This window comes from Methylomonas sp. MED-D (assembly GCF_050276835.1).
Lineage (GTDB): Bacteria > Pseudomonadota > Gammaproteobacteria > Methylococcales > Methylomonadaceae > Methylomonas > Methylomonas koyamae_A.
Window position 1 is genome coordinate 3,416,309 of the sequence record NZ_CP189965.1, and the last position, 24,170, is coordinate 3,440,478.

Here is a 24,170-nt window from a genome sequence, read left to right on the forward strand (position 1 = left end):
TGCGGCGGTTTTTCCGCTGGTGGAGCAAAGAGCTGAGCTACTGGATACCCGCTCCGGTGCTAGCCTTATTAAGCGACCGCAGCGGCTATCTGATTTTCGCCGAAACCCCAGCCGGCATGACCGCGACGTTTCGCCGCGCCCTAGACCCCGATCAGCCTCCCGTCTTCAGTAAAACCCTGAATCGCGACAATCCCGATGCCTATCGGGAGTTGCTGGCGCAACAACCGGAACTGCAAAAAGCCGACACGCTGCTCAGGCTGGAAGCGGGCCAGGGTCTGACCAAAACCATTTATCTACCGCTGGCCGCCCAGGAAAACCTGGCGCAAGTGGTCGGTTTCGAGCTGGACCGGTACACGCCGTTCAAGGCCGACGCGGTGTATTTCGCCAACTTACCGTTGGGGAAAACCGATTCGGGCCAACTACGGGTTCAGTTGGTGCTCACGCCGCGACCTGTGCTGGATCGCCTGCTGGAACAATTGCAGAGTTGGGGCGTGCAACCCAGCGGCGTCGATTACGCCGAGGCGTTACCCGCTGAAGGTATCACGGCGGATTACAATCTATTGCCGGAACGTTTCCAACCGCGCGGCAATCGCTTGTCGCAATCGCTGCACTGGCTTTTAAACGCATTGTTTGCGCTATTGTTGCTGGCCGCGACAATTTGGCCGGTTTGGCGAGAAGGTGAAGCGGTCGAGCGCTTAAAGGCCAGTATTAAAACATTGGAAAAGGAAACGCGGCTGATTGAGGGCCAACAACAGGAAATCGAGGCGGTGCGGAGCAAGACTCAACGCTTGATCGACCTGAAAACCCAAACCCCCTCGCTAATCGAAGTGCTCAACGAGCTCAGCAAGTTATTGAAAGACGACACCTGGCTCACCCACTTTCAGTACACCGACAAGCACTTGCAGGTTCAGGGCCAGTCGCCGGCCGCGTCCGCGTTGATCGGCATCTTGGAAGCATCGCCCTATTTCGCCAACGTGGCCTTCGTATCGCCATTGACTCAGGATAAGAACACCGGCCGGGAACGCTTTCAAATCAGCATGGATGTCGCCGCCGTCGCCGAAACCGAACCCTCCGAAGCCGCCGCTACCGCCGAGGAAACCGACACCGATGCGAATCCGGCCGATGACAGCGGGTCAGGGACGGCGAATGAGTAATCCGCGTTATCAACGTTGGTTGGCTCTTGGGCTGTTGATCGGCGTCGTCTTGACCTTGCTGTTTGCGATTCTGCTGCCCTTGTTGAATCAATGGTTGGATTATCGCGACCAAAAAAGCGATTTGTTATTCCGCCTGCAACGCCAACAAGCCGTTGCCGCCCGCAAACAAGGCGTGGCCGACAATTTGCAAGCCTTGCAGCAGCAATTCGAAGAGCAGGATTACTTCTCGAACAGCACGACCGAGGCCTTGGCGTCCGCCGAGCTGCAAAACGCGATCAAGACGGCCGTCACCGAAGCCGGCGGCCAGCTCACCAGCACGCAGGGGCTGCCGGGCAAAGCCGAAAACGAATTCGTCCGAATTTCAGTGAAGGTGCGCATGGTGTCCTCGATAGACGCACTGCGCCACGTGTTGCACAGCATTGAGTCTTCGGTACCGCTGCTGGTAATAGATCAACTGGACATTACCCCGGTTCGCGGGGCCCGCAATCGCGGCACCAACAAAATAGACCCCAGCACCCAACTCAACGTCAGTTTTCAAGTGGTCAGTTTCATGCGAGCCAAATCCTCATGAACCAAAAACTATTGAAACTGCAATTGATAGGCTGCGGTCTGGCAAGTTTAACGCTGGCCGCCGAGTGGACTTACGGCAATCTTGCCTGGAACGAGTTGCTCAAGGCCTTGGAGCCGCCCGTGCCGGCTGAATTTCAAAGCGAGGAATTGCCGGAACTGCCGGAGCGCCAACGCTCGTTGGAGAATTTCGCCGAAATCGTCGATCGCCCGGTGTTTATCGAAGGCCGCCGGCCGATTGCGGATACCGCGACATCCGATGCGACCGCCGGACCGGACCTGGGCCAGATCGACGATTGGGCCTTAATCGGCATCTACAACAAAGACCGGAATCCGATCGCACTGTTCAGCAAACGCAACGAAGCCAAAAAATTTCAAAAGCTCAACGAATCGCAAAGCATTTCCGGCTGGACGCTTAAACAGATACTGGCCGACCGGGTTGTGCTGACCCAAGCCGGCCAGGAAAAAGCCGTCGCGTTACGTAAGCCTAGACCGCAAACCAAACCGCCGGTGCCGGGCAGGCCCCCCGTGCCGCCGAGACCGGCGCAACCGCCGGCCGCCATGCAGCCGCCCCCGAAACCCAACGAACCATCTCCGCCCGTTGAAAATGTCGAGAACATCAATGACAACTAGTAAATTCACTCTCACGCCGGTCGTGGCGTTAGCGCTGTCGATGACAGGTTGCGAGTTTATCGGTCCGCAATTCCATCAGAAACTGCCATTGGCCGACGTCAAACCGGCGTCCGGCGATCAATTATCGCTACCGGAGTTGTCCAACGAAGCCGATAAAAACGCTGAAAACAAAGTCACCAAGGTCGAGTTGTTCCCGAACGGCGAACCCGTCATCAACGCCCAAGCCAACACCACGTCCGAACCGAAAAAATCGGTCGGTAAAGGCGAATACAGCTTGAATTTCGACGACGCGGATCTTGGTGAAGTAGCCAAGGTGATCCTGGGCGATATCTTGAATCGCAACTATACGATCAGTCCGCAAGTCACCGGCAAAGTCACGCTACAGACCTCGAAACCGCTCAGCAAGGAAGAATTGATTCCGACCCTGGAAATGCTGCTGGGCCTGAACAATGCCGCGCTTTCGACGCTGGACGGGGTTTATTTGATCAAGCCATCCAACGAAGCGATTTACAGCAGCTCGATCAACTCTCTGTCGGGTTCGAAAATGCCCAACGGTTATCAGGTCCGCATCATTCCGGTCAAAAACGTCGCCGCCGCCGAACTGGGCGAGATTCTGAAACCTTTGTTGCCGGAAAAAGCGTTACTGCATGTCGACGCCAATCGCAATCTGCTGATGGTAGCCGGTTCCGGCGCCGAGCTGGGCCGGGTCATGGACGTCGTCAATACCTTCGATATCGATATTTTGAAAGGCCGTTCGTTCGCACTGTTCACGCCGGCCCACGTCAGCGTCGGCAAGGTCATTGACGAGCTGGACCAAATCTTCAACCACAAACAAGAGAAGGACAAGGCCGGCGATTCCAGCTTTTTCCGTTTTATCGAAATCGAACGCCTCAACGCGATTCTAGCCATCACCCATCAGGCGCATTACTTAAAAGACATCGAAAACTGGATCTTGCGGCTAGATAGGATCAATCCGGCGGCGGCCGGCGGCGTGAATGTCTACCGAGCGCAGCATGTCAATGCGATGGATCTGGCGGACACTCTGAGCAGCATTTACGGTAGCGGCGGCGGTCAGCGTAGCTCGAAAGCCTCGATTGCCTCAGGCCGGAAAAGCATGTCGGCCAGCAATCGCTCAACGTCCGGCTCCGGCACCGGTTCTTCGAGCAGCTCCAGTTCGATTTCCGGCTCCAACTCCAGCAGCGGCAGCCGTAGCGACGCCAACGAACGCACGCTGAGTGACCGGACCCAAGACCGAAATCGTAGCGGTAGCTCGAGCGGCAGCGTCGGATCAGTACTTGGCAACGCTTCGACAGCAGGCTCGAACAACAACGACATGCCCAACGTCAAAATCATTCCCGACGAAGGCAACAATGCATTGATTATCGTCGCGAATTCCGAGGAGTATTCGAAAATCCTGCGGGTCTTGAAACAATTGGACGTGTTGCCGATGCAAGTATTAATTGACGCGACCATTGTTGAAGTCACGTTGAATAACGACCTAAAGTACGGAATCCAATGGTTTTTCAATCACCAAAACGGCGGTAATAACACGATACAGGGCGGCTCGAACCAAGGCATCGACTTAGGCAAAGCCGCTCTGGGCGCAGCCACCAGCGGGTTTTCCTACGCCTTCGTCAGCGGATCGAAGGATATTGCTGCTGTATTAAACGCCAGTGCCGTCAATAACAACATCAATGTCATTTCTTCTCCGTCGCTGATGGTCTTAAATAATCAAGAAGCATCCATCAAGGTCGGTGATTCGGTACCGGTTAGATCTTCCGTCACCAGCAACACCAGTAACACTACGACAACCGGCATCGTTCAGACGAGCTCGATTCAGATGGTCGATACGGGCGTCAATTTAGCGGTCAGGCCCCGAGTCAATGCCAGTGGTTTGGTATTAATGGACATCCTACAAAGTGTCAATGCCGCAAAAAAGACCACCACAAGTGACACGATCGACTCGCCAACGATACAAAAACGTGAGATCGAAACCAGCGTCGCCGTTCAAAGTGGAGAAACCATCGTTTTAGGCGGCTTGATCAAAGAGGATAACGATTATTCGCGAAACGGGGTTCCGGTTCTGCATGAATTGCCTTTAGTAGGGCCTCTATTCGGTGGAACCACCCGAAACAAAGATAAGACCGAGTTAGTGGTATTGCTGACGCCACGCGTGACAAAAACCCGTCAGGATGCGCGAGAAGTTACCGAAGAATTCAAACGCAAACTGTCTGGAATTTACGAAGAAGTAGCACCGCTTAACGTTGAAATAGAAGAATCCATTCAATAGAAATCCCGCTTGGTGCATAGCTTGGCGGGATAGAACTGTTTTATCCCGCCGATAAAAAACGCAAGCGGGAATAGTTAACCGTCAACTCGCTCACCCTGCGCCAATAAGGCGGCTTGCTCGGCCTCCAACAGTTTGCGCTTGTCGCACTTCTCGGTACAAATACAGTTCCCGGTACCGCCGCACGAGCCTTTGATCGCGTGCCGACCAAAGATCACGCCAACCGCCATGACGGCGATCACGACCAGCATAAACACGAAAGTTACTAAAAAATACGTCATGGTTGCCCCCTAATTCGATATCGCGGTTGAAATACGTACCGCCGATAGATTGTCAAAAACTGAAATAGTTACCCGGCCGGCCGAAATCGGCGCGGCGATCACGGCAATTTAAGCGTATTCGCGCATCAAACCTGATTCCAATCGAATCCAATCATCGCACAAAAAAAACGAGGAGAAATCCTGAGATTGCTCCTCGTTCCCGACCGGCAAAAAACCGATTTAGCCGCCGAAGTCGTCCAGGAAGATGTTTTCCCTGTCTACACCGTTAGCCAACAGCATGTTGATCACCGACGAGTTCATGATTGGAGGACCGCACATGTAGAACTCGCAGTCTTCCGGCGCCGGATGGTTCTTGATGAACTCCTCGAACAACACGTTGTGGATGAAGCCGGTGTAACCGGTCCATTCGTCTTCCGGCAACGGATCGGACAGAGCCACGTGCCATTGAAAGTTGTCGTTCTCGCGTTGCAACATGTCGAAATCTTCGACATAGAACATTTCCCGCTTGCTGCGCGCGCCATACCAGAACGTGATTTTGCGTTTGGATTTCAACCGACGCAACTGGTCGAAAATGTGCGAACGCATCGGTGCCATACCGGCACCGCCACCGATGAAGACCATTTCGGCATCGGTATCCTTGGCGAAAAATTCTCCGTAAGGACCTGAAACCCAAACTTGATCGCCCGGCTTCAAATTAAAGATGAAAGAAGACATGATGCCTGGCGGAATACCGTCCGGCGCGCCCGGCGGCGGCGTGGCGATCCGCACGTTCAACATAATCTCTTTTTCTTCCGGATAGGAAGCCATCGAGTAGGCCCGCAGAGTCGGTTCTTTGACGTCGGAAACATAACGCCACAGATTGAATTTATCCCAATCCGGACGGTATTCCTCGGCGACATCCATATCCGCGTACTTGGACACGTGCGGCGGACATTCGATTTGAATATAACCACCCGCGCGGTAATTGATCGCTTCGCCTTCCGGCAATTGCAATACCAACTCTTTAATGAAGGTCGCGACGTTGTCATTGGACTTGACGGTGCAAAGCCATTTTTTGACGCCGAATACGCTGTCCTCGACTTCGACCGCCATATTGGTTTTCACCGCGACCTGGCACGCCAGACGTTCGCCGTGAGCCGCTTCGCGCTTGGTAATGTGCGACAGCTCGGTCGGCAGAATATCGCCGCCGCCGCTATGCACTTTCACCTTGCATTGGCCGCAAGAACCGCCGCCGCCGCAAGCGGACGAAACGAACAATTGGTTGTCGGACAGCGCATTCAACAATTTCGAACCGGCCGGCACGTGAATCTTCTTCTCGTTGTTGATCAGAATTTCCACATCCCCGGCGGCCACCAGTTTGCTTTTCGCGCCGATGATCATAAACACCAGCGCAATCACGATAGCCGTGAAGAAAATAACCCCTAATGCAATTTCTAGCATTACGATACCCTTACAATTGAATTCCAGAGAACGCCATAAAGCCCAAAGACATCAAGCCGGCGGTAATGAAGGTGATACCCAGGCCTTGCAGGGCCGCCGGCACGTCGCTGTATTTCAGCTTCTCGCGAACGCCAGCCATCAACGTAATGGCCAAGGCCCAACCGAAGCCGGAACCGATACCGTAGGTCACACTCTCACCGAAGTTGTAGTCGCGCTCGATCATAAACAAGCTACCGGCCAAAATCGCGCAGTTCACGGTAATCAAAGGCAGGAAGATACCCAATGCGTTGTAGAGCGCCGGGAAGAACTTATCCAACGTCATCTCCAGAATCTGCACGATCGCGGCGATCATGCCGATACAACTGAGCAGACTAAGAAAGCTCAAGTCCACGCCGGTAATGCCAATCCAGGCCAGGGCGTCTTCCTTCAACAAGGTTTGATAGATGAACTGATTGGCCGGCACGGTCAAGGTTTGTACCACCATGACCGCAATACCCAGACCCATCGCCGTTGAGATCTTCTTGGACACCGCCAAGAAGGTACACATCCCCAGGAAGAACGATAACGCCAGGTTTTCGATGAAAACCGCTTTAACAAATAAGCTGATATAGGCTTCCATTAGTGATGCCCTCCTTCACCGTGAGCAATAGCCATGATTTTGAACTCGTTGTGTTCGACTTGTTTCGGTTTCCAGGTGCGGAAAGCCCAAATAATCAAACCGATCACGAAGAACGCGCTGGGCGGCAACAGCATCAAACCGTTCGGTACGTACCAACCGCCATCTTTGACCAACGGTAATACTTCGATACCCAACAATTTGCCGGAACCCAGCGTTTCGCGAACCAAGGCGACCAGAATCAAAATCAAGCTGTAGCCGGCACCGTTGCCGATACCGTCGATAAAACTTTGCAGCGGCGGATTTTTCATCGCATACGCTTCGGCGCGGCCCATGACGATACAGTTGGTGATGATCAAACCGACGAACACCGACAGTTTTTTACTAACATCGAACGCGAAGGCTTTCAACAACTGATCTACCACGATCACCAACGAAGCGATGATGATCATCTGCACGATGATACGGATGCTGCTCGGCGTGTGCTGGCGCACGGCGCTGATCGCCGCGCTGGAACACGCGGTAACCGAGGTCAAGGCCAGCGCCATGATCAGCGAGGTCGACATTTGCGAGGTCACCGCCAGCGCCGAACAAACGCCGAGCACCTGCAAGGTAATCGGGTTGTTATCGACCAATGGTTCGAATAATACTTTTTTAGTTTCTTTGTCCATGACGACTCCTAACCGTTTGACTTGATTTTGTTCAGGTACGGCGCGAAACCTTCCGGTCCCATCCAGTACAGGATCAAATTGCTGACGCCGCGGCTGGTCAAGGTGGCGCCGGCCAGGCCGTCGACTTTGTTGACCGCATCCGGACGACTGGTATCGACCGAGCCTTTCACCAGGGTCAAAGCCACTTCGCCGTTATCGCCGTAGACTTTCTTGCCTTTCCACAACGCCCGCCAGTTGGGGTTAACCACCTCGCCTCCCAGACCCGGTGTTTCGCCTTGGTCGTAGAGGTTGATGCTTTGCACGGTTTGGCCGTCGGCTTCCAGCGCCAGGAACCCGTACATCGTAGACCACAAGCCGTAGCCGTTAATCGGCAGAATGATGGATTGCAATTTACCGGCGTCCTTCACCAAAAACACCTTAGCAACCTTGGCCTTCATCCGAATGCTGGCGATGTCTTTCTCGACCGGAATCACTTCGTTGGTTGCCGGGTCCTTGGCCGCCTTGCGTTGGTCGTATTCGTCAACGTCGCCGTCAACGTATTCGCCGGTCGCCAGATCGACCAATTTGGCTTCGATTCTGTCCTTGAAGGCCGCATCGATGTTGGTATCGTTTTCCAACAAACCGGCGACATCGAGAATGTTTTTCTTCATGTCCAGGGCTTTGTTGTGCGACTGCAACGGACGCAATGCGACAGTGGCCATAGACACCAACACCGCGCAGACCAAACATAGGGCCAATGCGACATTGATGGTTTTTTCCAAACTGTCGTTGCTCAGCGCTAGGATACGGTCGGCATAAACTCTGAACTGCTCGTAATATTTACAGAGCTGCTCGTTATACTTGCAGGTTTTTTTCTCAGCATTAAGCATGGCGTTTAATCCTTCTTCTGATATTCGCTTGGACGACAAAGTAATCAATCAACGGCGCAAACATGTTGGAGAAAAGAATTGCAAGCATCACGCCTTCCGGGAACGCCGGGTTTACGACCCGAATGATGACGATCATCACACCGATCAAGATGCCGTAAATCCAGCGGCCGGTATCGGTATTGGCGGCGGAAACGGGATCGGTGGCCATATAGACGGTACCGAACGCAAAACCGCCCAACACCATGTGCCAATACCAGGGAATCGCGAACATCGGATTGGTATTGCTGCCGACCACGTTCAGTAAAGTGGACATCGCGATCATGCCAATCAACACGCCCGCCATGATCCGGTAAGATGCGACGCGGGTGTATAGCAGGAAGGCCGCGCCCAGCAGACAGGCCAAGGTCGAGGTTTCACCCATCGAACCGGGAATGAAGCCCAAGAAGGCTTGGAACCAGCCGAAACTGGCTTTGATCGCGTCCAAGCCACCGGCGGAAGCCAGCGACAATGCGGTGGCGCCGCTATAACCGTCCACCGCGACCCAAACCGAGTCGCCGGAAATCGAAGCCGGATAGGCGAAGAACAGGAAGGCCCGGCCGGTCAAGGCTGGGTTCAGGAAGTTTTTACCGGTACCGCCGAACACCTCTTTGCCCAACACGATACCGAAGGAGATACCCAGCGCCACTTGCCACAAAGGCATGTCCGGCGGCAGAATCAACGTGTAAAGCATCGACGAAACCAGGAAGCCTTCGTTGACTTCGTGCTTACGAACGGTGGCGAACAACACTTCCCAAACGCCGCCCACGGCCAGCGTGGTGAAATAGATCGGGAAGAAGTACAGCATGCCGTGCACCAGGCACGATAAGGGGTTGTACGGGTTGTAACCGAACAAGACCATAGGGAAGCGGCGCCAGTTGTCGATCGCTTCGACACCCATCGCCTTCATCGCCAAATTAGCCTGATAACCGGTGTTGTACCACGCCATCAATATGCAGAACGCCGTGGCGATAACCACGAAGGTCATGGTCCGTTTCAGGTCGTTTCCGTCCCGAACGTGGGTTTTACCGCGCGTTACATCGGACGGCGTGTAGATAAAAGTATCCACCATCTCGTAGAGACCGTAGTACTTTTCGAACTTGCCGCCTTTTGTAAAATGCGGCTCTATGCTATCTAATAAGTCTCTAGCCGACATTTATCCTTCCTTCTCGATTTTAGTTAAATTAGCTCTAAGCACCGGCGCGAAATCATGCTTACCGGGATCGACAAAGGTGAACAGGGAAACATCTTCCTCATTCAACTCCAGACAACCCAAGGCTTGCGCGGTATCGGTGTCGCCGACCACAATGGCTTTCAGTAACGGCGTCGCCAAAATATCCATCGGCATTACGCTCTCGTAAACGCCGACCGGCACGATGGCCCGGTTACTGCCGTTCTTATCGGTTGTTAACGGAAACAAACGGCCATCTTTGCGATCCTTGCTGGACACATAAACGTTCATCGCCGAATATTTGTCCTTGCCGGCCACTATCCAGCCGAAGAATTCGCGATCGCGACCTTCTTTCAGTGCCGAAACTTGCAGACTGTAGGCGCTCAAATACGCCAACGCACCAGCGGCTTCGTGGCCATACAGCACCGAACCGGAAATCACGCGATTTTCAACGTCCTGCAATTCGCCGGCGACTAAGTCTTCCAGATTCGCACCGACCCGAGTACGCACCAACCGCGGATTTTTAACGGTAGGTCCGGCTAGCGATACGACTCTTTCGACATTCAATTTGCCGGTCGTGAACAAGGCGCCGATCGCCATCACCGCTTGATAGTCGATATGCCAGACCGATTTATGGCCGTTAACCGGATCGAGGAAGTGGATGTGAGTGCTGGGCAATCCGGCCGGATGCGGACCGGCGAATTCCGCGACCTGAACCGCGCTGTTGCTTGGCACGTCCGCGCCGCTGGCTTTACACAAATAAGTCTTGCCGGCGGTCAGTTTGGCGATCACGGTCAAACCGTTCAGAAAGTCGGCCGCCCGGTCTTTAACCACCACGACCGGGTCCGCCGCCAAGGGTCGGGTGTCGATCGCGGTAACGAAGATAGCGCTCGGCGCGCTGTCGGCGGCAGGAACTTTGCCGTAGGGGCGAGTCAGGAAAGAAGTCCAAAGGCCGGAAGCCAACAGATTTTCCTTGACTTGATCGGCGGACAAGCCGGCCAGCGCCGCCTCGTCATAACTGGCGAAGCTTTCTTGTTGATTGCCGCTCAGTTCGATCACTACCGACAATAACACTCGGCGATCGCCGCGATTGACGGCCTTGACCACTCCGGCTCCCGGCGAGGTAAAGTTGACGCTGGGGTTTTGCTTATCAACGAACAAAGCTTGGCCCAACTTGACTTTATCCCCTTCGGCAACCAGCATTTTTGGCTTTAGGCCGACATAATCGCAGCCCAAAAGCGCTACCGACTTGATGCCGTTACCGTCACTTATTTTCTGTTCGGGTCCACCCGTAATGGGCAAGTCCAAACCTTTTTTTAATGTAAATTGCATAGTAGATACGCCTACTCTCCAGACAGATTGCAGCAAAAGCCCGCCGGAAAAAACTCCAACCCCACCGGGCACTTCAAGACATAAAACCGCGTCATTACATCACAACTTATCGGCTTTCTCAACGAGAAATCCTCAGTCGCGACGCCGCCTGCAGCCCCGGTTAACGCACGAAGTAAGGCGTTTTTTGGCTTCAAATTTCGATGGTTTTATTGATATCGAATCCCTCAACGGTTTTACGCCCTAGATAGCCGCGGGTATTACTGAGGATGCGCGCGTCGGCGATACGATAGTCTCCCAAATTGTGAACATGGCCGTGAAACCAAGCAGCGATCTCGTACTCGTGAAACAAAGGTTTCAAATCGTTGCAATAGGCCAATCGCTTTAGAACTTTGGGCGAACCTATCCAGCTCCATTCGGTAGGCGCGTGATGCGTGACAACGACGGTTTTTCCGGCGTAGGGTTCGGCCAAACGCGCTTCCAGCCAGCTCTTGGCATCGGCATGCAAGGCCGAAAACTGATAGGGCGAGAACGCCTGATCCTCAAAGCTGATCCGGCGAAAATCGTTGAGGGTTTTCTGCAGCGCATTCGCTTTTTCGTCGCCTTCGGAAAACAGATCAGTCCAGAGCGTGCAGCCAATAAAGCGTACACCCTGGAACACAAACTGATCTTTTTCCAGAAAATGAATCTGGCTGCCCGCGCATTCCCGGCGCAACATTTCCAGCACCTGGCGATACTCGTAGCCATAAAACTCATGGTTGCCCGCGACGTAGATCACCGGTTTATTCAAAGCCTTCAACCAAGCCACGCCTTGGTCGAAAACGCCAATGTCACCCGCCGCCACGATAATGTCCGCGTCGGTTTCCGGCGCCGCCTGCTCGCCGAATTCCAAATGCACGTCGGAAAAATAATTGATCAACACAAATTAACTCTTGACTATTGGCGTTGGGTTATAATTTTAAGACCGAGTAAAACGCTTGGTATTTTTCCAAACAACTTCGATTTCTTGCAAAACATTTCTATGTCCATAAGTCCCAGAAAGCACACTCAACAGGTTTTGGTTGGCAACGTCAGAGTCGGCGGCGGCGCTCCGATTGTAGTCCAATCCATGACCAACACGGATACTACCGATGTTGCGGGAAGCGTACAGCAGATTATGGAATTGGCGACCGCCGGGTCGGAATTGGTCAGGATCACCGTCAACACAGAGGAAGCCGCCAAGGCCGTCCCGGACATCGTTAACCAGCTCGAGCAAAAAGGGTTTTCGGTACCGATTATCGGCGACTTCCATTTCAACGGCCACAAATTATTGGAAAAATATCCGGACTGCGCCCAGGCCCTAGCCAAATACCGAATCAATCCCGGCAACGTCGGCAAGGGTAAAGCCCGCGATCCGCAATTCCAACAAATGATCGAATTCGCGATCCAGTACAACAAACCGGTACGGATCGGCGTTAACGGCGGTAGTCTGGATCAGGCGGTGCTAACCCGCTTACTCGATGAAAACCGCCAACTGGCGGAGCCTAAGGAGTTACCGGCCATCACTCGCGAAGCCATCGTGCTATCCGCGTTGGAAAGCGCCGCCAAGGCGCAAGAGCTAGGGCTGGGCAAGGACAAAATCATTCTTTCCTGCAAAATCAGCGATGTGCAGGAATTAATCAGCATTTACCAAGACCTGTCCGAGCGTTGCGACTATGCCTTGCATTTAGGCCTGACCGAAGCCGGCATGGGCTCCAAGGGTATTGTCGCCTCGTCGGCGGCACTGGGTATACTGATGCAACAAGGCATCGGCGATACGATCCGTATTTCGCTAACGCCGGAACCCGGCGCCGCCCGCACCAAGGAAGTTGTCGTGGCTCAGGAGATTCTGCAAACGATGGGCTTCCGCTCGTTTACGCCGATGGTCACTGCTTGCCCCGGTTGCGGCCGCACCACCAGCGACTATTTCCAAAGACTGGCCCAAGATATTCAAGGCTATTTGCGCGACCAAATGCCGCTCTGGAAAAACAAGTATCAAGGCGTCGAAGAGATGAAAGTCGCGGTGATGGGTTGCGTCGTCAATGGACCGGGCGAAAGCAAGAACGCCAATATCGGCATCAGCTTGCCAGGCACCGGAGAAACGCCGGTCGCGCCGGTATTCGAAGACGGCGTTAAAACCGTGACGTTAAAAGGCGATAACATTGCCGGCGAGTTTCAGGAATTGGTCGAGCGCTACATCGAAAGCCATTACAGCGCGCACTAATTCTTTTCTTTGGCAACAGCCGACGAGAGCTCCCCCATCTCGTCGGTTACCCGCCGCGCATTTCCTTAATGCCGGCGCACGTGCCAACCATCAGGGCATTCAAAAGAAGAGCTGTCGTTAAGCGGCCTTAAAGCGATCCGCGGCAGCATCCTCGGCCTCCGCTTGATACCATTCCTTAAAATCGATAGGTAGCTCCATCACCGGACCGGTGACGCAAAATCTCAACATGCCGTCCGTTGCAACATAGATTCCGCCACTAATGCAATCTTCCCTGAGTCTTTGAGTGCTTACACTAAGCGAGGTATTCATGACGATCCGTTGTAATTGACTTGCGGGCGACTGTAGACAAGCTTTCTTAACGCTCTCTTAACTATCCGGTTGCGGCGGCGAGACCAGTTTCGGCGGATAGCGCTTACAAGCAGAATATCTAGTTGCGCAATACAGTCGTAAGTTACGACTCACCCGAACCAACGCGTAGCCAGATCGAGCTATTCTCCGAATAAGTTGAAGGTTCAATGTAACTGGTAAATAATGCGTCGAATAAGCGCCGTTGCCTACCGCTACGTCGAGGTGTGAATCCCCGCCATCGCTACCCTCCCTTATGGAGTTTAGGACTATTTTTCGCAAAGGTTTGTTTTCATTGGCGATAGGTCTGGCTTGTTGGTTACCGGACACCCCGCCTGCCGTGGCCGAATGGCACGGTAGCTTGACCTTCCTCAGCGATTACATCTACCGGGGCTACTCCAAAAATCAGGGCAATCCGTTGGCTCAAGCCCATCTGGATTACCAACACGAGATCGGCTGGTTCGCCGGCCTCGGCTTGTCTCAAGTTCGCTTCGACGACCAAACAAACAGCAACCGCGCGGAAATTGAAATCAAACCTTATTTCGGATGGAATTGGCCGATCGACAGAGATTGGCGGGCCGAGCTGTCGGTTAGCGGATACCTTTTCGATAACAAACTATTCAACCACTCCGCCGATTATGCCGAATATTCCGCCTCGCTACATTTCCGCGACTGGCTGAGCGCCACGATTTCGGTCGCTCCCAATGCCTACCAACGACAGGCCGACGTGCCCAATTACGAACTGAATTATCGGCGCGACATTTGGGATACCGTACAATTTTCGGCAGGTTTGGGCTACCATCAAGCAGGTAGATTATTGGGCCAGGACTATTTTTACTGGAATGCCGGTCTTTCCTGGTTTGTGAACGAACATGTGTCGGTCGATATGCGCTACTTGGACGCCGCGTTGACGGCTCATCACCACGCCGATCCGAATCAAGACGAATTCTATCCGCGCCCGCAAGACGACCGATATCTATTTTCGGTCACTGTCGGATTTTAAAAGCGAACCGTCATTGAACCTTGGACGCCCAGCGCGGCATATACCCGAGACCACCCGAGGATCCGCGACCAAGGTTAGATGATGCTGCGTCTAGTGCGTAATTCAATACCACCCATGCCGAACCACACCGAACATCCCGTCGATGAACAGGCAATTCTGCTCCGTATCGCCGAAGGGGACGCTCAAGCCTTCGAGATTTTTTATAAACTGTACTACCCGCGCTTGTTTCGATTTATTTTGCGCGTCACTCGCGACGCCGAAAATATCGAAGAATTGATACAGGAAACCCTGTTGCTGATCTGGGAGCAGCCGCGGCGCTTCAACCACGAGAGCAAAGTCTCGACTTGGGTATTCGGTATCGCCTATCGCAAGGCGCTGAAGGCCTTATCCAAGGCCGGCAAATACAGCGCGGATGTCGATATCGAGGACTTTCACGAAACGCTGGGCGATCCGTTGGCCAATTTGGCCGACAATTTCGAGACCGCCGATTGGTTGAACCGCGCGCTGGCCCATCTGCCGCCCGATCAACGTGCCGTGATCGAATTGACCTTCTACCACGGCCTGCCCTACCAGGAAATCGCCAAAATCCTGGACTGCCCGGAGAATACCGTGAAAACCCGTATGTTCCATGCCCGCAAAAAGCTGCAAGCCTTTGCCTAGGCCAGGGAGATTAGACCGATGAACGCCGAAGCCCACACCCAAGCCCAACATCAACAAGTTCAGCGACTGCTGCCGTGGTACGCCAACGACAGCCTGCCGGAAGCGGAGTACCGACTGGTGGATAAACACATTCGGACCTGCCTGACCTGCCGCCGGGAATTGCAAGGTCTGAAAAAGCTGGCGCAAGCCATCAGCCAATCAACCGATCTGGATATCGCCGCGGAAACGTCGTTCGCCAACGTGTCCGCCAAACTTCGCTCCCGCGACCGCTCGGCCGACTCGGCCGCGCCCAACGATCGCCAGGTACCGTCGCGGACGCCCCGCCGCTCGAACGCCTACAGCAAACATCGCGGTTTCCGCTACGCATTGGCGGCTTCGATCTTGCTGGCCTTAATGCCGCTGGGCTGGCAACTCATGCCGATCGGCACCGACGGCTACCGGACCTTGGCAACCGCCAAACCCGGCGGACTCGCGGCGCCGACCTTGCGCGTGGTCTTTGCCAATACCGTATCGGCTACGGATATATCGGCCGTGCTCCGGGATTTACACGGCGAACAACAAGGCGAAGCCAATAGTGTCGGCGCCTTGACCGTGCGTCTGAGCACCGAGGACGGTCACCCGAATCTGGAGCAAGCCATCGCCCTGCTCCGGAGCCGATCCGACGTGTTGCTGGCGGAGCCTGTGATACAACCATGAGTCCGATCCGTGTAGCGACACTCGCGATACTCTTGTTACTCGGATGCGGTTGCGCCGATCGAATCGACTTCGCGAACCTCGGCGACCAGCCTGCCGATCAGGAACGGCGGATTTTGGTGACCTTTATTGACCGCGGCATTCAACGCGATTTACCCGGCAATTCCCAGGATCGCTATCGGACGCGCGGCACTTACGGCAATTCGTCCTGGAGCGAGCGTATCGCGCTAAAGCTGGCGGAACGCCACCAACTGCGCTTCGTCGCCCAATGGCCGGTCACGGAACTCGGCGTCAGTTGCGTGGTTTACGAAATCCCCAACGCGCTGCCGTTACCGCAAGTCATCGGCGAATTGCAAAACGACGACGATGTCGGCACGGTGCAGCCCATGCAGAGCTTCCAAGTGCTGGCCGACCACCCGGCCGGAAATCCGACGGGCGACCCCTATTTGCCGTTGCAAACCGCGTACAACGCGTTAAACATCGGCGAATGGCATAAGCAGGCCACCGGCCAAGGCGTACGCATCGCGTTGATCGATACCGGCGTCGACCTGGAACATCCGGATTTGAAAGGCCAAATTGATTATTCGGAAAACCTGGCGCCGGAACCTGGCGATCATAATCTGGCCGACATGCACGGTACCGCGGTGGCCGGCGTGTTATCGGCGCGCCCCGACAACGGCATCGGGATCGCCGGTATCGCGCCGGCCGCCGACGTCCTGGCGCTTCGTGCGTGCTGGCCGGAACAACCCAATGCGCTGGCCGCTCGCTGCAACAGTTTCACGCTGGCCTTGGCCTTGAATCAAGCGATTCGGATGAATGCGCGGATTATTAACCTCAGTTTGAGCGGACCGGAAGACCCGTTGCTGAAAATGCTGATCGAAAAAGCCCTGACCAAAGACATCATCGTTATCGCCGCCGTGCCGGGCAACCCGCTGGCCGGCGGATTTCCGGCCAACATTCCCGGCGTCATCGCCGTGAATCAACTCGACCTCAACCTTAAGGCGGACGGCAACCAAATCGCGGCGCCGGGCCGGGATATTTTGACGACCTTACCTCACGAGTCCTACGACTTCATGACCGGCAGCTCCTTCGCCACGCCCCATGTTGCCGGACTTACCGCGTTATTATTGCAATTGCACCCGGATTGGCGCGCGGCCGAGATCAAACAGCAACTGCTTCATCCGGAAAACTTGCTCAGCGCCCTAAACACCGATTAGGCCGATGACCTTCCTCGTTGGAGGCAATCCGGCGCGCGCTGGGTCGCGATCGATCGTTGCGGATCCTACCCCGACGAGCCTGTCGCCAAACGCTAAGCCCGCAAATGCCCGTCCCCCACCGCCACCCACTTATAGGTCGTCAGTTCGTCGGGACCGACCGGACCGCGCACGTGGAGTTTATCGGTACTGATACCGACGACCGAACCCAAGCCGTAATCGCCGCCGCCCGATAACCGGGTCGAGGCATTGATCATCACCGATGCCGAATCCACCTGTTCCTCGAATTGCCGGGCCAGACTCAGACTTTGGGTAACGATACCGTCGGTGTGGCCGGAACCGTAACGGTTGATATGATCGATCGCGGCCAGGATGCCGGCCACGACTTTCACCGACAAAATCGGCGCCAGATATTCGGTGGACCAATCCTCTTCGCCGGCGGCGGCGATACCGGGCAACAACGTTTGGGTACGCTCGCAACCGCGCAGTTCGATATGATTCGCGGTAAATGCTTCGTTCAACAACGGCAGTAATTGTTCGGCGCATTGGCTATCGACCAGCAAGGTTTCCAGCGCATTGCAAACCTGCACGCTTTGACATTTGGAGTTGACCGCCAAGGCCACCGCCTTGTCGGGCTCGGCGTCGCCGGCCAAATACAAATGGCAAATCCCGTCGTAATGCTTGATGACCGGAATTCGGGTGCCTTCGGCGATACGCTGAATCAAGCCCTTCCCGCCGCGCGGTATCAGCACGTCGATATAACCGTCCATTTTCAACAACTCGCCGACCGCTTCGTGGCCGGGCGTACGAATGATCTGAATCGCGTGTTGCGGCAAGCCGGCCGCGACCGCGCCGGCGACCATTGCATCGGTCAAAATGGCGTTGGTTTGCAGCGCTTCCGATCCGCCGCGCAAAATCACCGCGTTGCCGCTTTTAATGCAGACGCCGGCAGCATCGGTGGTGACGTTGGGACGCGACTCGTAAATAATGCCGATCACCCCCAGCGGCACCGATTTTTTATACACCCGCAAGCCGGCCGGGTTGGTATGGCCGGTCAGCACCCGATTCAGCGGGTCCGGCAGTTGCGCGACTTTCGTCAGACGCGACAACATGTAATTGAAGGTCTTGTCGTCTATCGTCAGCCGCTTGACCATCGCGTCCGACTGGCCCGCATCGCGCGCCTTGGCGATTTCCAGCGCGTTGACCTCCAGCACGGATTGCTTAACCGCCTCCAGCGCTTCGGCCATGTTCGCCAAGGCGCGATTGCGGGCGGCCGCCGACACCGAGGCCAATTGACGAGCCGCCTCGCGGCTTTGTTGAGCGATGGTTAACACGGAATCACAGTTCATAGTCAGCAATACGGTTTGGATAAAACGACGGGAATGGAAAAAACGCCATTATCCTACAGGATGGCGCCGAAAGGCTTAGCGGCCCTTCGGCTCCGCTCAGGGACCGCCCTCGACTCCGCTCAGAGACCGCTTCGGCTCAGCTCGGGGCAAGCCGCGGCTCTGCTCAGGGACCGCGCGGATGATTCGCCAAGCATGCCAGGCCCCCTAGCGGAAACAAGGCCGCCGAGTTCAGGCCCCCTAACGCTCATGAAACTGCTGCGTCGCACCGGCATTTGAAAGTCCTGGCGTGGGAGCGGCTTTAGCCGCGATTGACAGTACTCTGACACCGAATTGGGTGACTGCATTCGCTGACTTTCATAGTAAAACTGGTTCGCCAAGCCTGTCGGCCCGCCGCAAAACCAAGCCAGGCCGACCCGAATAAAGCCGAAGTTGCCCCGCACGAAGCCAGACTAGCCCCAAGCGAAGCCGAGGCCACCCCCGCACGAAGCCAGACTAGCCCCGAGCGAAGCCGAGGCTCACCCCCGCACGAAGCCAGACTGGCCCAGAGCGAAGCCGAGCCCCCCCCCCCGAACGAAACCAGACTGGCCCAGAGCGGAGCCGAGGCCTGCACTGAAGGCAATCGAGGCTTGCCCCGAGCGGAGCCGAGGGGGGCGGGACAATAAAACCGTTAAAGGCCACTCGATAAGCCCTAAATTCACGGGAATTCAGCGAACTGGCGCGCTATCGCCGCCCTGCCCCTGTCCGCGCTTACAAATCCCGCGTATCAGCCGGCCGACGGTGCCGGATTCGCGGCCGGCGGGCTTTGCAACGAACGCAAGTAATCCAACACCCGCGCTTGCCGCCAGCGGTCGTCGGCGGCGCAAGCACCAAGTCGGGCGCGCCGGCAGGCGGCAACGGCCTCATCGCCCCCCCGCTCGGTCCACGGCCGCAAATCGGCCGGCGTCTGGTTCAGCAGTTCCGCCGCCAATTCGGCCGGCGGCGGCGGGCCGTCGCGCAGCCAGGCTTCGGCTTGCTCGAAGCCATCGCGGCACATCAGCGCGATCATGTAATCGCAGGCCGATTGCAATCCGGGCCGCAGCCGGCCGGGACTGACCGACACCATCGGCAACAAGGGCGCCAACGACGGCAGTACGTGATTGGCGTAAACCGTCGCGCCCCAATACGCTTCGGCGGTACGGCGAAAATGGGCGAGATCGCGCACCGCCAGCAAGCCGCTGCTTTCCAGCGGCAGGATTTCCACCGGCGGTTTGGCGACATCGACGGTATCGTTGGCGACATCCACATACAATCCGCCCACTTGCAACGCATTTTGGAAATATTGCTCGCGCAACACGCCCCATACCGAGCGTACGAAGCCGCCGTGAGCAATGAATTCGTGTAGCCAGCGTTCGACAGGGGTCTCGGCCAATCGCAGCCGCGTCGCCAACAGCGCATACACCTCGCGGGTAATTTCCTCGCAGCGCCCGTAGGGGTAGGCCTTGCCGGCTGCATCGGGCAAACTAAGCGCCAATTGGGCATCGACCTCGGCCCGCAACCCTAAAAAATAACGCGCCAGCGCATCGATCCGGCTGGCCAGATAGGTCTCGGTCAATGCGCGTTGACGGGGATCGACCGGCGCGATTTGTTGGGGTAGTAAAGAGGTCATCTCGGCGGGAATTGTCATCGCGAACCACCGTCCTGGCAAGCGAACGCCTGAAGAAGGCCGCAACGCCGCGCATTACGCGCGTTGGCGGCCCGATGCTGTCCATCGATGCGAGACAAGCCGGAAAAGTTCGGCATGATCGACCTCCAAAGTCTCGGTCAGATACCTAAGGAACGACGCTATTTGGCATGGGCACCGCGAATGGTTTCAATCTCAAGTGCCTTCCTCCGTTGAAAAAGCGGGGCGACAACTCGCCGAGCGCTGGCCGCCGTCGGCCATCGCCAAGTCAATCGCCGCCGCAGCCGCCACCACAACCGCCATCGCCGCCGTCACCATTACCGCCATCGCCACTGTCGCCGCTCCAGGACCCGTCGCCGAAGCCGTCGGTCGAGCCGTCGAAATCGTTGCTGGAGAAATCCCCGCCGCAGTAGGCCGTCCCTCCGCCGGTATCGTCTTCGCGCCGCACGCCGCGACAATCCGGCACATAGACAAAGCCGTCGGTAATCTGAAGTTTTTTATCGATAGCAAACAGTAACGGCAAACGACTGGGATTGCGCGGATCGATATTCTCGTCGCGGCAAGTCAGCCACCAAATTCGGCGCAAACCGCTGTTGTTTTGTTTATCCCGGCTCAGCACCACCGCCGGCGTATGGTGCAGAAAGCCGCCAAAGGCTTTTTTGCAGAAACTGTCGTAATGGCGGGTATATAAAATCAATTCGTGCCAGAGATCGTCGACCACTTGCGAGGGCATGGACACGTAACGGCGACCGCCCAGCAAATAAGCCAGGAAAAACTGCCGCAAGGCCCGCCCCACCAACTGGCAATCCTTTAATGCCAATTCCGGCCGGCGCTTGCGAAGCTTGTCGTAAAGCGCCGGCGGAAAACGGTAAGTACGAATATAGTCGGCACGGGCGGAACGCCGTAAACGCCGCCAAAACGCTATCAGCAATACCAGCAGACCGGCGATGAAAAACAATACGGGTAGATTCATGCGCCAAGTTTAGGCCATACGCCTGTCGTTTGCTGGGGTATCCGGGTTTCGCGGGCGTTGACTAAAACGGGGGACGCTACGCCGTTGCTTAGCCTAATGGCTTTCGTCGCAAGCAGTCCCGCATGGCCGATAGGCTTTGACTAACTCCAAGCGCGCGGAAGACAAGGTGGCCGGATTTCGAGCAAAAAAAAGCCGCCCATCCCGGGCGGCAAAGTGGATAACGAGGTTTGCAAATCGATACGAGCGGCGGCTTACGGCAGAGTGCAGGTACCGTCGCCGCCATCGCGGATGTAGTAGTCGGTGGACAGGGTGCCGTTCGCGGCCGAGATCACGTTCGGGCCCGCGCCCAAAAACACCGGCACGGCTTTACGGGTGGTGCCGTTCAATTGGGTTAACGGCGTGCCATTGATCGACACGTTCAATAGATAAGTGCCGTTATCGAACAGGTTAACAAAGGGTTGGGCATTGCCGGTGGCCGGATTGAAGGCGCAACCGGGGCTGACCAGCGCGTAGGATTTGCCGCTGGCCGCGTACTCTAAGGTACCGTCGCTGCTGAAGGTATTGCCCGAGGTATCCGGCAGGCTGCAGAAATCCGCTTGGACCGTGAACGTATAGGTGTCGGCAACCCGTTTGGACAGAGCCACCACCACGCTGTTATTGCCGTCCGCCAGCCAAACCGGCACGGCGGGCTGGGCTGCGGTCACTTTAGCAACCGTGCCGCCATTGAGGCGAACCGTGGCCGTGGTTTTGGCGCTGGGATTGAACAGTCCCGCTTGGATCGTAGCGGCTTGGGTGCCGGTCGCCGGATTGATCGCGCAAGCGACGGCCGCCGACGCGAAGGTTTTACCGCTAGGACCAATTTGTACGGTGGTCGCGGCAACGGCGCTGGCCGACAGGCCCAACACGGTAAGAAAACTGAATAGCCTGACGGATAAGGCGGGGTTCATACGGTTTGTTCTCCTGAACGAATAAGATTAGGAAGCCAAAATCCTATTCGACGGCGATAAGCTCAAGCTGAATACCCCATTAAATTTAAGTTAAAGTGCCGCGCCAGTGAACCGCGCTTACCGGCCAAGGGCAGCCGGTTGGCGGTGATACCGTCGACACCGGCCAGCCGCGAACCGAACCGGCGCAAACCGCTCGCCGCCGGCCCCACTAGCCCGCCCGTTCGAATTCCGCGCTGCGTTTGGCATTACGGCCGGCTCGCAAGGCTTTTTGGCTTACGAGCAAGGCTTTTAGCGTTGCGGGCAAGGCTCGGCGCCTTGCGTTTATTGCTCGGAGCTTTGCGCGCAAGGCTTTTGGCGTTGCGAGCAAGGCTCGGCGCCTTGCGTTTATTGCTCGGAGCTTTGCGCGTAAGGCTTTTGGCGTTGCGAGCAAGGCTCGGCGCCTTGCGTTTATCACGCTGAGCATTGCGCGCAAGACATTTAGCGTTGCGGGCAAGGCTCGGAACCTTGCGTTTATCACGCTGAGCATTGCGCGCAAGACATTTAGCGTTGCGGGCAAGGCTCGGAACCTTGCGTATATTATTCGGAACTTCGAGCGCAAGGCTTTGAGAATTGCTGGCAAGGCTATCTGGTCGCTTGCGCCGTTTTTTCGGCTACCGGATTTGGTAGGTCGGTCTGTTATAAATGAAATGTTCCTGAAAGGTCGCCTTCCATGAAAATCGCTATCTCCCCGGATCATTCCGTTCCGGAGCAACGGTTGATTGCCCCCAAACTCAAAGCGATCAAAGCAAATATCCGCTTTAAACAGCGTCAAGATTGACTGTATTGCCGGGGCGGTCGATGTTGAAGACCATTGGCAAGCATTAAAGGACTTGGAAACAGGCGGACAAATTTGCCCACCGATCAATTTCGCGCGAGCACAAAACCTTGCCCACCCAGGCTTTTTCGGAGCGTCGTTAAAGACTTATTGGATAAATGGGCTACTTATAGCGTTTTAAAATTGTCAAAAAATTTTACGCAAGCTTGATACGGCGTTTTTAATTCATTGATTTTTAGCATACTTTACGAAGGCACAGAGTTTGCTCACTAACAGGGTTTCCCATTTTTAACCATGGAGTTCAAGATTATGCAGCATCAAAACCACATGATGACGACAGTCTGCCTGTCAGGCGTGTTGTTGGCGGCATCGGTTATGCCAGCCCAGGCGGCTATCATTGTCGGCGGCAGTTCGCTGTTGACCGAAACCTATTTGAGTCAACTGGAAAATCAGCTTGGCGAAGGCCCTATCGCGTTGACCAATATATTCACTAAATCACCCGGCGCCACTTCCGTTGATTTCCACAATGCGGTTGACAATAAAGGCCGGACCTTTGTGGTGATGCAAGCAGCGGAAGACAATGGAAATACCGCGGTGATCGGTGGCTACAATCCCGAATCATGGAATTCTGTCGCTCACACTAACCCCACTCAGCAAAGCTCATTCCTCTTCAATTTAAGCAATAGTCAATTTTTTTTACAATTTGGTGCTTATATAACACTCAACCAAAGCTCGTATGGCCCAAGTTTTGGTAGCGGCTACGATATCTTTGTCGATAGCAGTTTGAATAATGGTTATTCATACCTGGCGACCTACACCAATACTTCCAGCGGAAACTCCATTATCGACGGTTCACACTACAACGGCGTCAATGTCAGCTATGGTGCCATGGAAGTGTTTACGATCAGCCAAGTGCCTGTACCTGGCGCGGCCTGGTTGTTTGGTTCAGCCATTTTGGGTTTGCTGGGCTTGAAACGTCGCGGATAGCAAAGCTTGGCATGCGCGGGTCCTGAACTTTCCTGACCGACGATTCGGACGGATGGCGATAGCCGTCCGAAGCGGTGCAGTTTGAAATATCAGAAAATTTTACATCTGGACCAATAGCTTGAGTCCGCCCAAGCATGGCTAAAAATCTAGCGACACCAAGCTTTGAAGTGCCATAACCTATTTCTAATAAACGGCTCCGGAACCGTCGACAACCAGCCGCCTAACCGCC

The 24,170-nt window shown here is 55.4% G+C and carries 23 protein-coding genes; 11 read left to right on the forward strand and 12 right to left on the reverse strand.

Annotation, left to right across the window (positions count from 1 at the left end; genetic code table 11):
- The first annotated feature begins 56 nt into the window (after positions 1-56).
- From ACQE3E_RS15150 to gspD, 4 genes are read left to right on the forward strand one after another with little or no spacing between them, the layout of a single operon-like run.
- Positions 57-1,154, forward strand: coding sequence for a PilN domain-containing protein (locus ACQE3E_RS15150; RefSeq protein WP_427500734.1), 1,098 nt, complete (start codon positions 57-59; stop codon positions 1,152-1,154).
- On the forward strand, positions 1,147-1,725 hold the full coding sequence (gene gspM, locus ACQE3E_RS15155) for a type II secretion system protein GspM (RefSeq protein ID WP_071155549.1): 579 nt from the start codon (positions 1,147-1,149) through the stop codon (positions 1,723-1,725). Before ACQE3E_RS15150 ends, gspM begins: the two co-directional genes overlap by 8 nt.
- On the forward strand, positions 1,722-2,354 hold the full coding sequence (locus ACQE3E_RS15160; protein ID WP_168029786.1) for a hypothetical protein: 633 nt from the start codon (positions 1,722-1,724) through the stop codon (positions 2,352-2,354). The genes gspM and ACQE3E_RS15160 overlap by 4 nt, the downstream gene beginning before the upstream one ends.
- Entirely contained in the window at positions 2,344-4,644 is a 2,301-nt protein-coding gene (gspD, locus tag ACQE3E_RS15165; protein ID WP_427500735.1) for a type II secretion system secretin GspD, read from the forward strand. Before ACQE3E_RS15160 ends, gspD begins: the two co-directional genes overlap by 11 nt.
- A gap of 74 nt (positions 4,645-4,718) precedes the next feature.
- Here the strand turns inward: gspD and nqrM are convergent, their stop codons facing one another.
- From nqrM to ACQE3E_RS15205, 8 genes are all read right to left on the reverse strand, one after another.
- The gene (nqrM, locus tag ACQE3E_RS15170; protein ID WP_313729827.1) at positions 4,719-4,922 is read right to left on the reverse strand and encodes a (Na+)-NQR maturation NqrM; all 204 of its coding nucleotides are present in this window, start codon (positions 4,920-4,922) and stop codon (positions 4,719-4,721) included.
- Positions 4,923-5,141: 219 nt separating this feature from the next.
- Complete coding sequence (nqrF, locus tag ACQE3E_RS15175; protein WP_064028077.1) at positions 5,142-6,362, reverse strand: NADH:ubiquinone reductase (Na(+)-transporting) subunit F; 1,221 nt, start codon at positions 6,360-6,362, stop codon at positions 5,142-5,144.
- 10 nt (positions 6,363-6,372) lie between these two features.
- Positions 6,373-6,981, reverse strand: a complete 609-nt coding sequence (gene nqrE, locus ACQE3E_RS15180) for an NADH:ubiquinone reductase (Na(+)-transporting) subunit E (protein WP_064028075.1) — start codon at positions 6,979-6,981, stop codon at positions 6,373-6,375.
- On the reverse strand, positions 6,981-7,649 hold the full coding sequence (locus ACQE3E_RS15185) for an NADH:ubiquinone reductase (Na(+)-transporting) subunit D (protein WP_064028073.1): 669 nt from the start codon (positions 7,647-7,649) through the stop codon (positions 6,981-6,983). Before ACQE3E_RS15185 ends, nqrE begins: the two co-directional genes overlap by 1 nt.
- Before the next feature lie 8 nt (positions 7,650-7,657).
- Entirely contained in the window at positions 7,658-8,518 is an 861-nt protein-coding gene (locus tag ACQE3E_RS15190; RefSeq protein WP_313729826.1) for a Na(+)-translocating NADH-quinone reductase subunit C, read from the reverse strand.
- Positions 8,511-9,710: an NADH:ubiquinone reductase (Na(+)-transporting) subunit B gene (locus tag ACQE3E_RS15195; protein WP_064028069.1), complete on the reverse strand. Its 1,200-nt coding sequence runs from the start codon at positions 9,708-9,710 to the stop codon at positions 8,511-8,513. Before ACQE3E_RS15195 ends, ACQE3E_RS15190 begins: the two co-directional genes overlap by 8 nt.
- Positions 9,711-11,057 carry a Na(+)-translocating NADH-quinone reductase subunit A gene (locus ACQE3E_RS15200; RefSeq protein ID WP_313729825.1) on the reverse strand — a complete coding sequence of 449 codons (1,347 nt, stop codon included), beginning with the start codon at positions 11,055-11,057 and terminating at the stop codon, positions 9,711-9,713.
- Between the two features lie 190 nt (positions 11,058-11,247).
- Positions 11,248-11,976 (reverse strand): metallophosphoesterase, encoded by a 729-nt coding sequence (locus ACQE3E_RS15205; protein ID WP_064028064.1) that lies wholly within the window; start codon positions 11,974-11,976, stop codon positions 11,248-11,250.
- Between the two features lie 99 nt (positions 11,977-12,075).
- Between ACQE3E_RS15205 and ispG the strand changes: the two genes are divergently transcribed.
- From ispG to ACQE3E_RS15230, 5 genes are all read left to right on the forward strand, one after another.
- Positions 12,076-13,296: a flavodoxin-dependent (E)-4-hydroxy-3-methylbut-2-enyl-diphosphate synthase gene (ispG, locus tag ACQE3E_RS15210; RefSeq protein WP_168029791.1), complete on the forward strand. Its 1,221-nt coding sequence runs from the start codon at positions 12,076-12,078 to the stop codon at positions 13,294-13,296.
- 685 nt (positions 13,297-13,981) lie between these two features.
- A complete protein-coding gene (locus ACQE3E_RS15215; RefSeq protein WP_313729824.1) occupies positions 13,982-14,644 on the forward strand; it encodes a TorF family putative porin in 663 nt (220 codons plus the stop codon).
- 114 nt (positions 14,645-14,758) lie between these two features.
- On the forward strand, positions 14,759-15,304 hold the full coding sequence (locus ACQE3E_RS15220; RefSeq protein WP_168029795.1) for an RNA polymerase sigma factor: 546 nt from the start codon (positions 14,759-14,761) through the stop codon (positions 15,302-15,304).
- 18 nt (positions 15,305-15,322) lie between these two features.
- Complete coding sequence (locus ACQE3E_RS15225; RefSeq protein WP_313729823.1) at positions 15,323-16,000, forward strand: zf-HC2 domain-containing protein; 678 nt, start codon at positions 15,323-15,325, stop codon at positions 15,998-16,000.
- The gene (locus ACQE3E_RS15230) at positions 15,997-17,214 is read left to right on the forward strand and encodes a S8 family peptidase (RefSeq protein ID WP_427500736.1); all 1,218 of its coding nucleotides are present in this window, start codon (positions 15,997-15,999) and stop codon (positions 17,212-17,214) included. Before ACQE3E_RS15225 ends, ACQE3E_RS15230 begins: the two co-directional genes overlap by 4 nt.
- 92 nt (positions 17,215-17,306) lie before the next feature.
- Here ACQE3E_RS15230 and ACQE3E_RS15235 read toward each other — a convergent pair whose 3' ends face one another.
- The 4 genes from ACQE3E_RS15235 to ACQE3E_RS15250 form a co-directional block, all read right to left on the reverse strand.
- Entirely contained in the window at positions 17,307-18,560 is a 1,254-nt protein-coding gene (locus ACQE3E_RS15235; protein ID WP_427500737.1) for a glutamate-5-semialdehyde dehydrogenase, read from the reverse strand.
- Between the two features lie 763 nt (positions 18,561-19,323).
- Positions 19,324-20,223: a hypothetical protein gene (locus tag ACQE3E_RS15240; protein WP_313729820.1), complete on the reverse strand. Its 900-nt coding sequence runs from the start codon at positions 20,221-20,223 to the stop codon at positions 19,324-19,326.
- Between the two features lie 265 nt (positions 20,224-20,488).
- Positions 20,489-21,193, reverse strand: a complete 705-nt coding sequence (locus ACQE3E_RS15245; RefSeq protein WP_313729819.1) for a glycine-rich domain-containing protein — start codon at positions 21,191-21,193, stop codon at positions 20,489-20,491.
- 251 nt (positions 21,194-21,444) lie between these two features.
- Complete coding sequence (locus ACQE3E_RS15250; RefSeq protein ID WP_313729818.1) at positions 21,445-22,140, reverse strand: hypothetical protein; 696 nt, start codon at positions 22,138-22,140, stop codon at positions 21,445-21,447.
- Positions 22,141-22,379: 239 nt separating this feature from the next.
- Here ACQE3E_RS15250 and ACQE3E_RS15255 point away from each other — a divergent pair, with 239 nt between their 5' ends.
- Both ACQE3E_RS15255 and ACQE3E_RS15260 read left to right on the forward strand, forming a co-directional pair.
- Positions 22,380-22,853, forward strand: coding sequence for a hypothetical protein (locus tag ACQE3E_RS15255; RefSeq protein WP_313729817.1), 474 nt, complete (start codon positions 22,380-22,382; stop codon positions 22,851-22,853).
- 410 nt (positions 22,854-23,263) lie between these two features.
- On the forward strand, positions 23,264-23,941 hold the full coding sequence (locus ACQE3E_RS15260; RefSeq protein ID WP_197471746.1) for a PEP_CTERM-anchored TLD domain-containing protein: 678 nt from the start codon (positions 23,264-23,266) through the stop codon (positions 23,939-23,941).
- Positions 23,942-24,170: the final 229 nt, after the last annotated feature.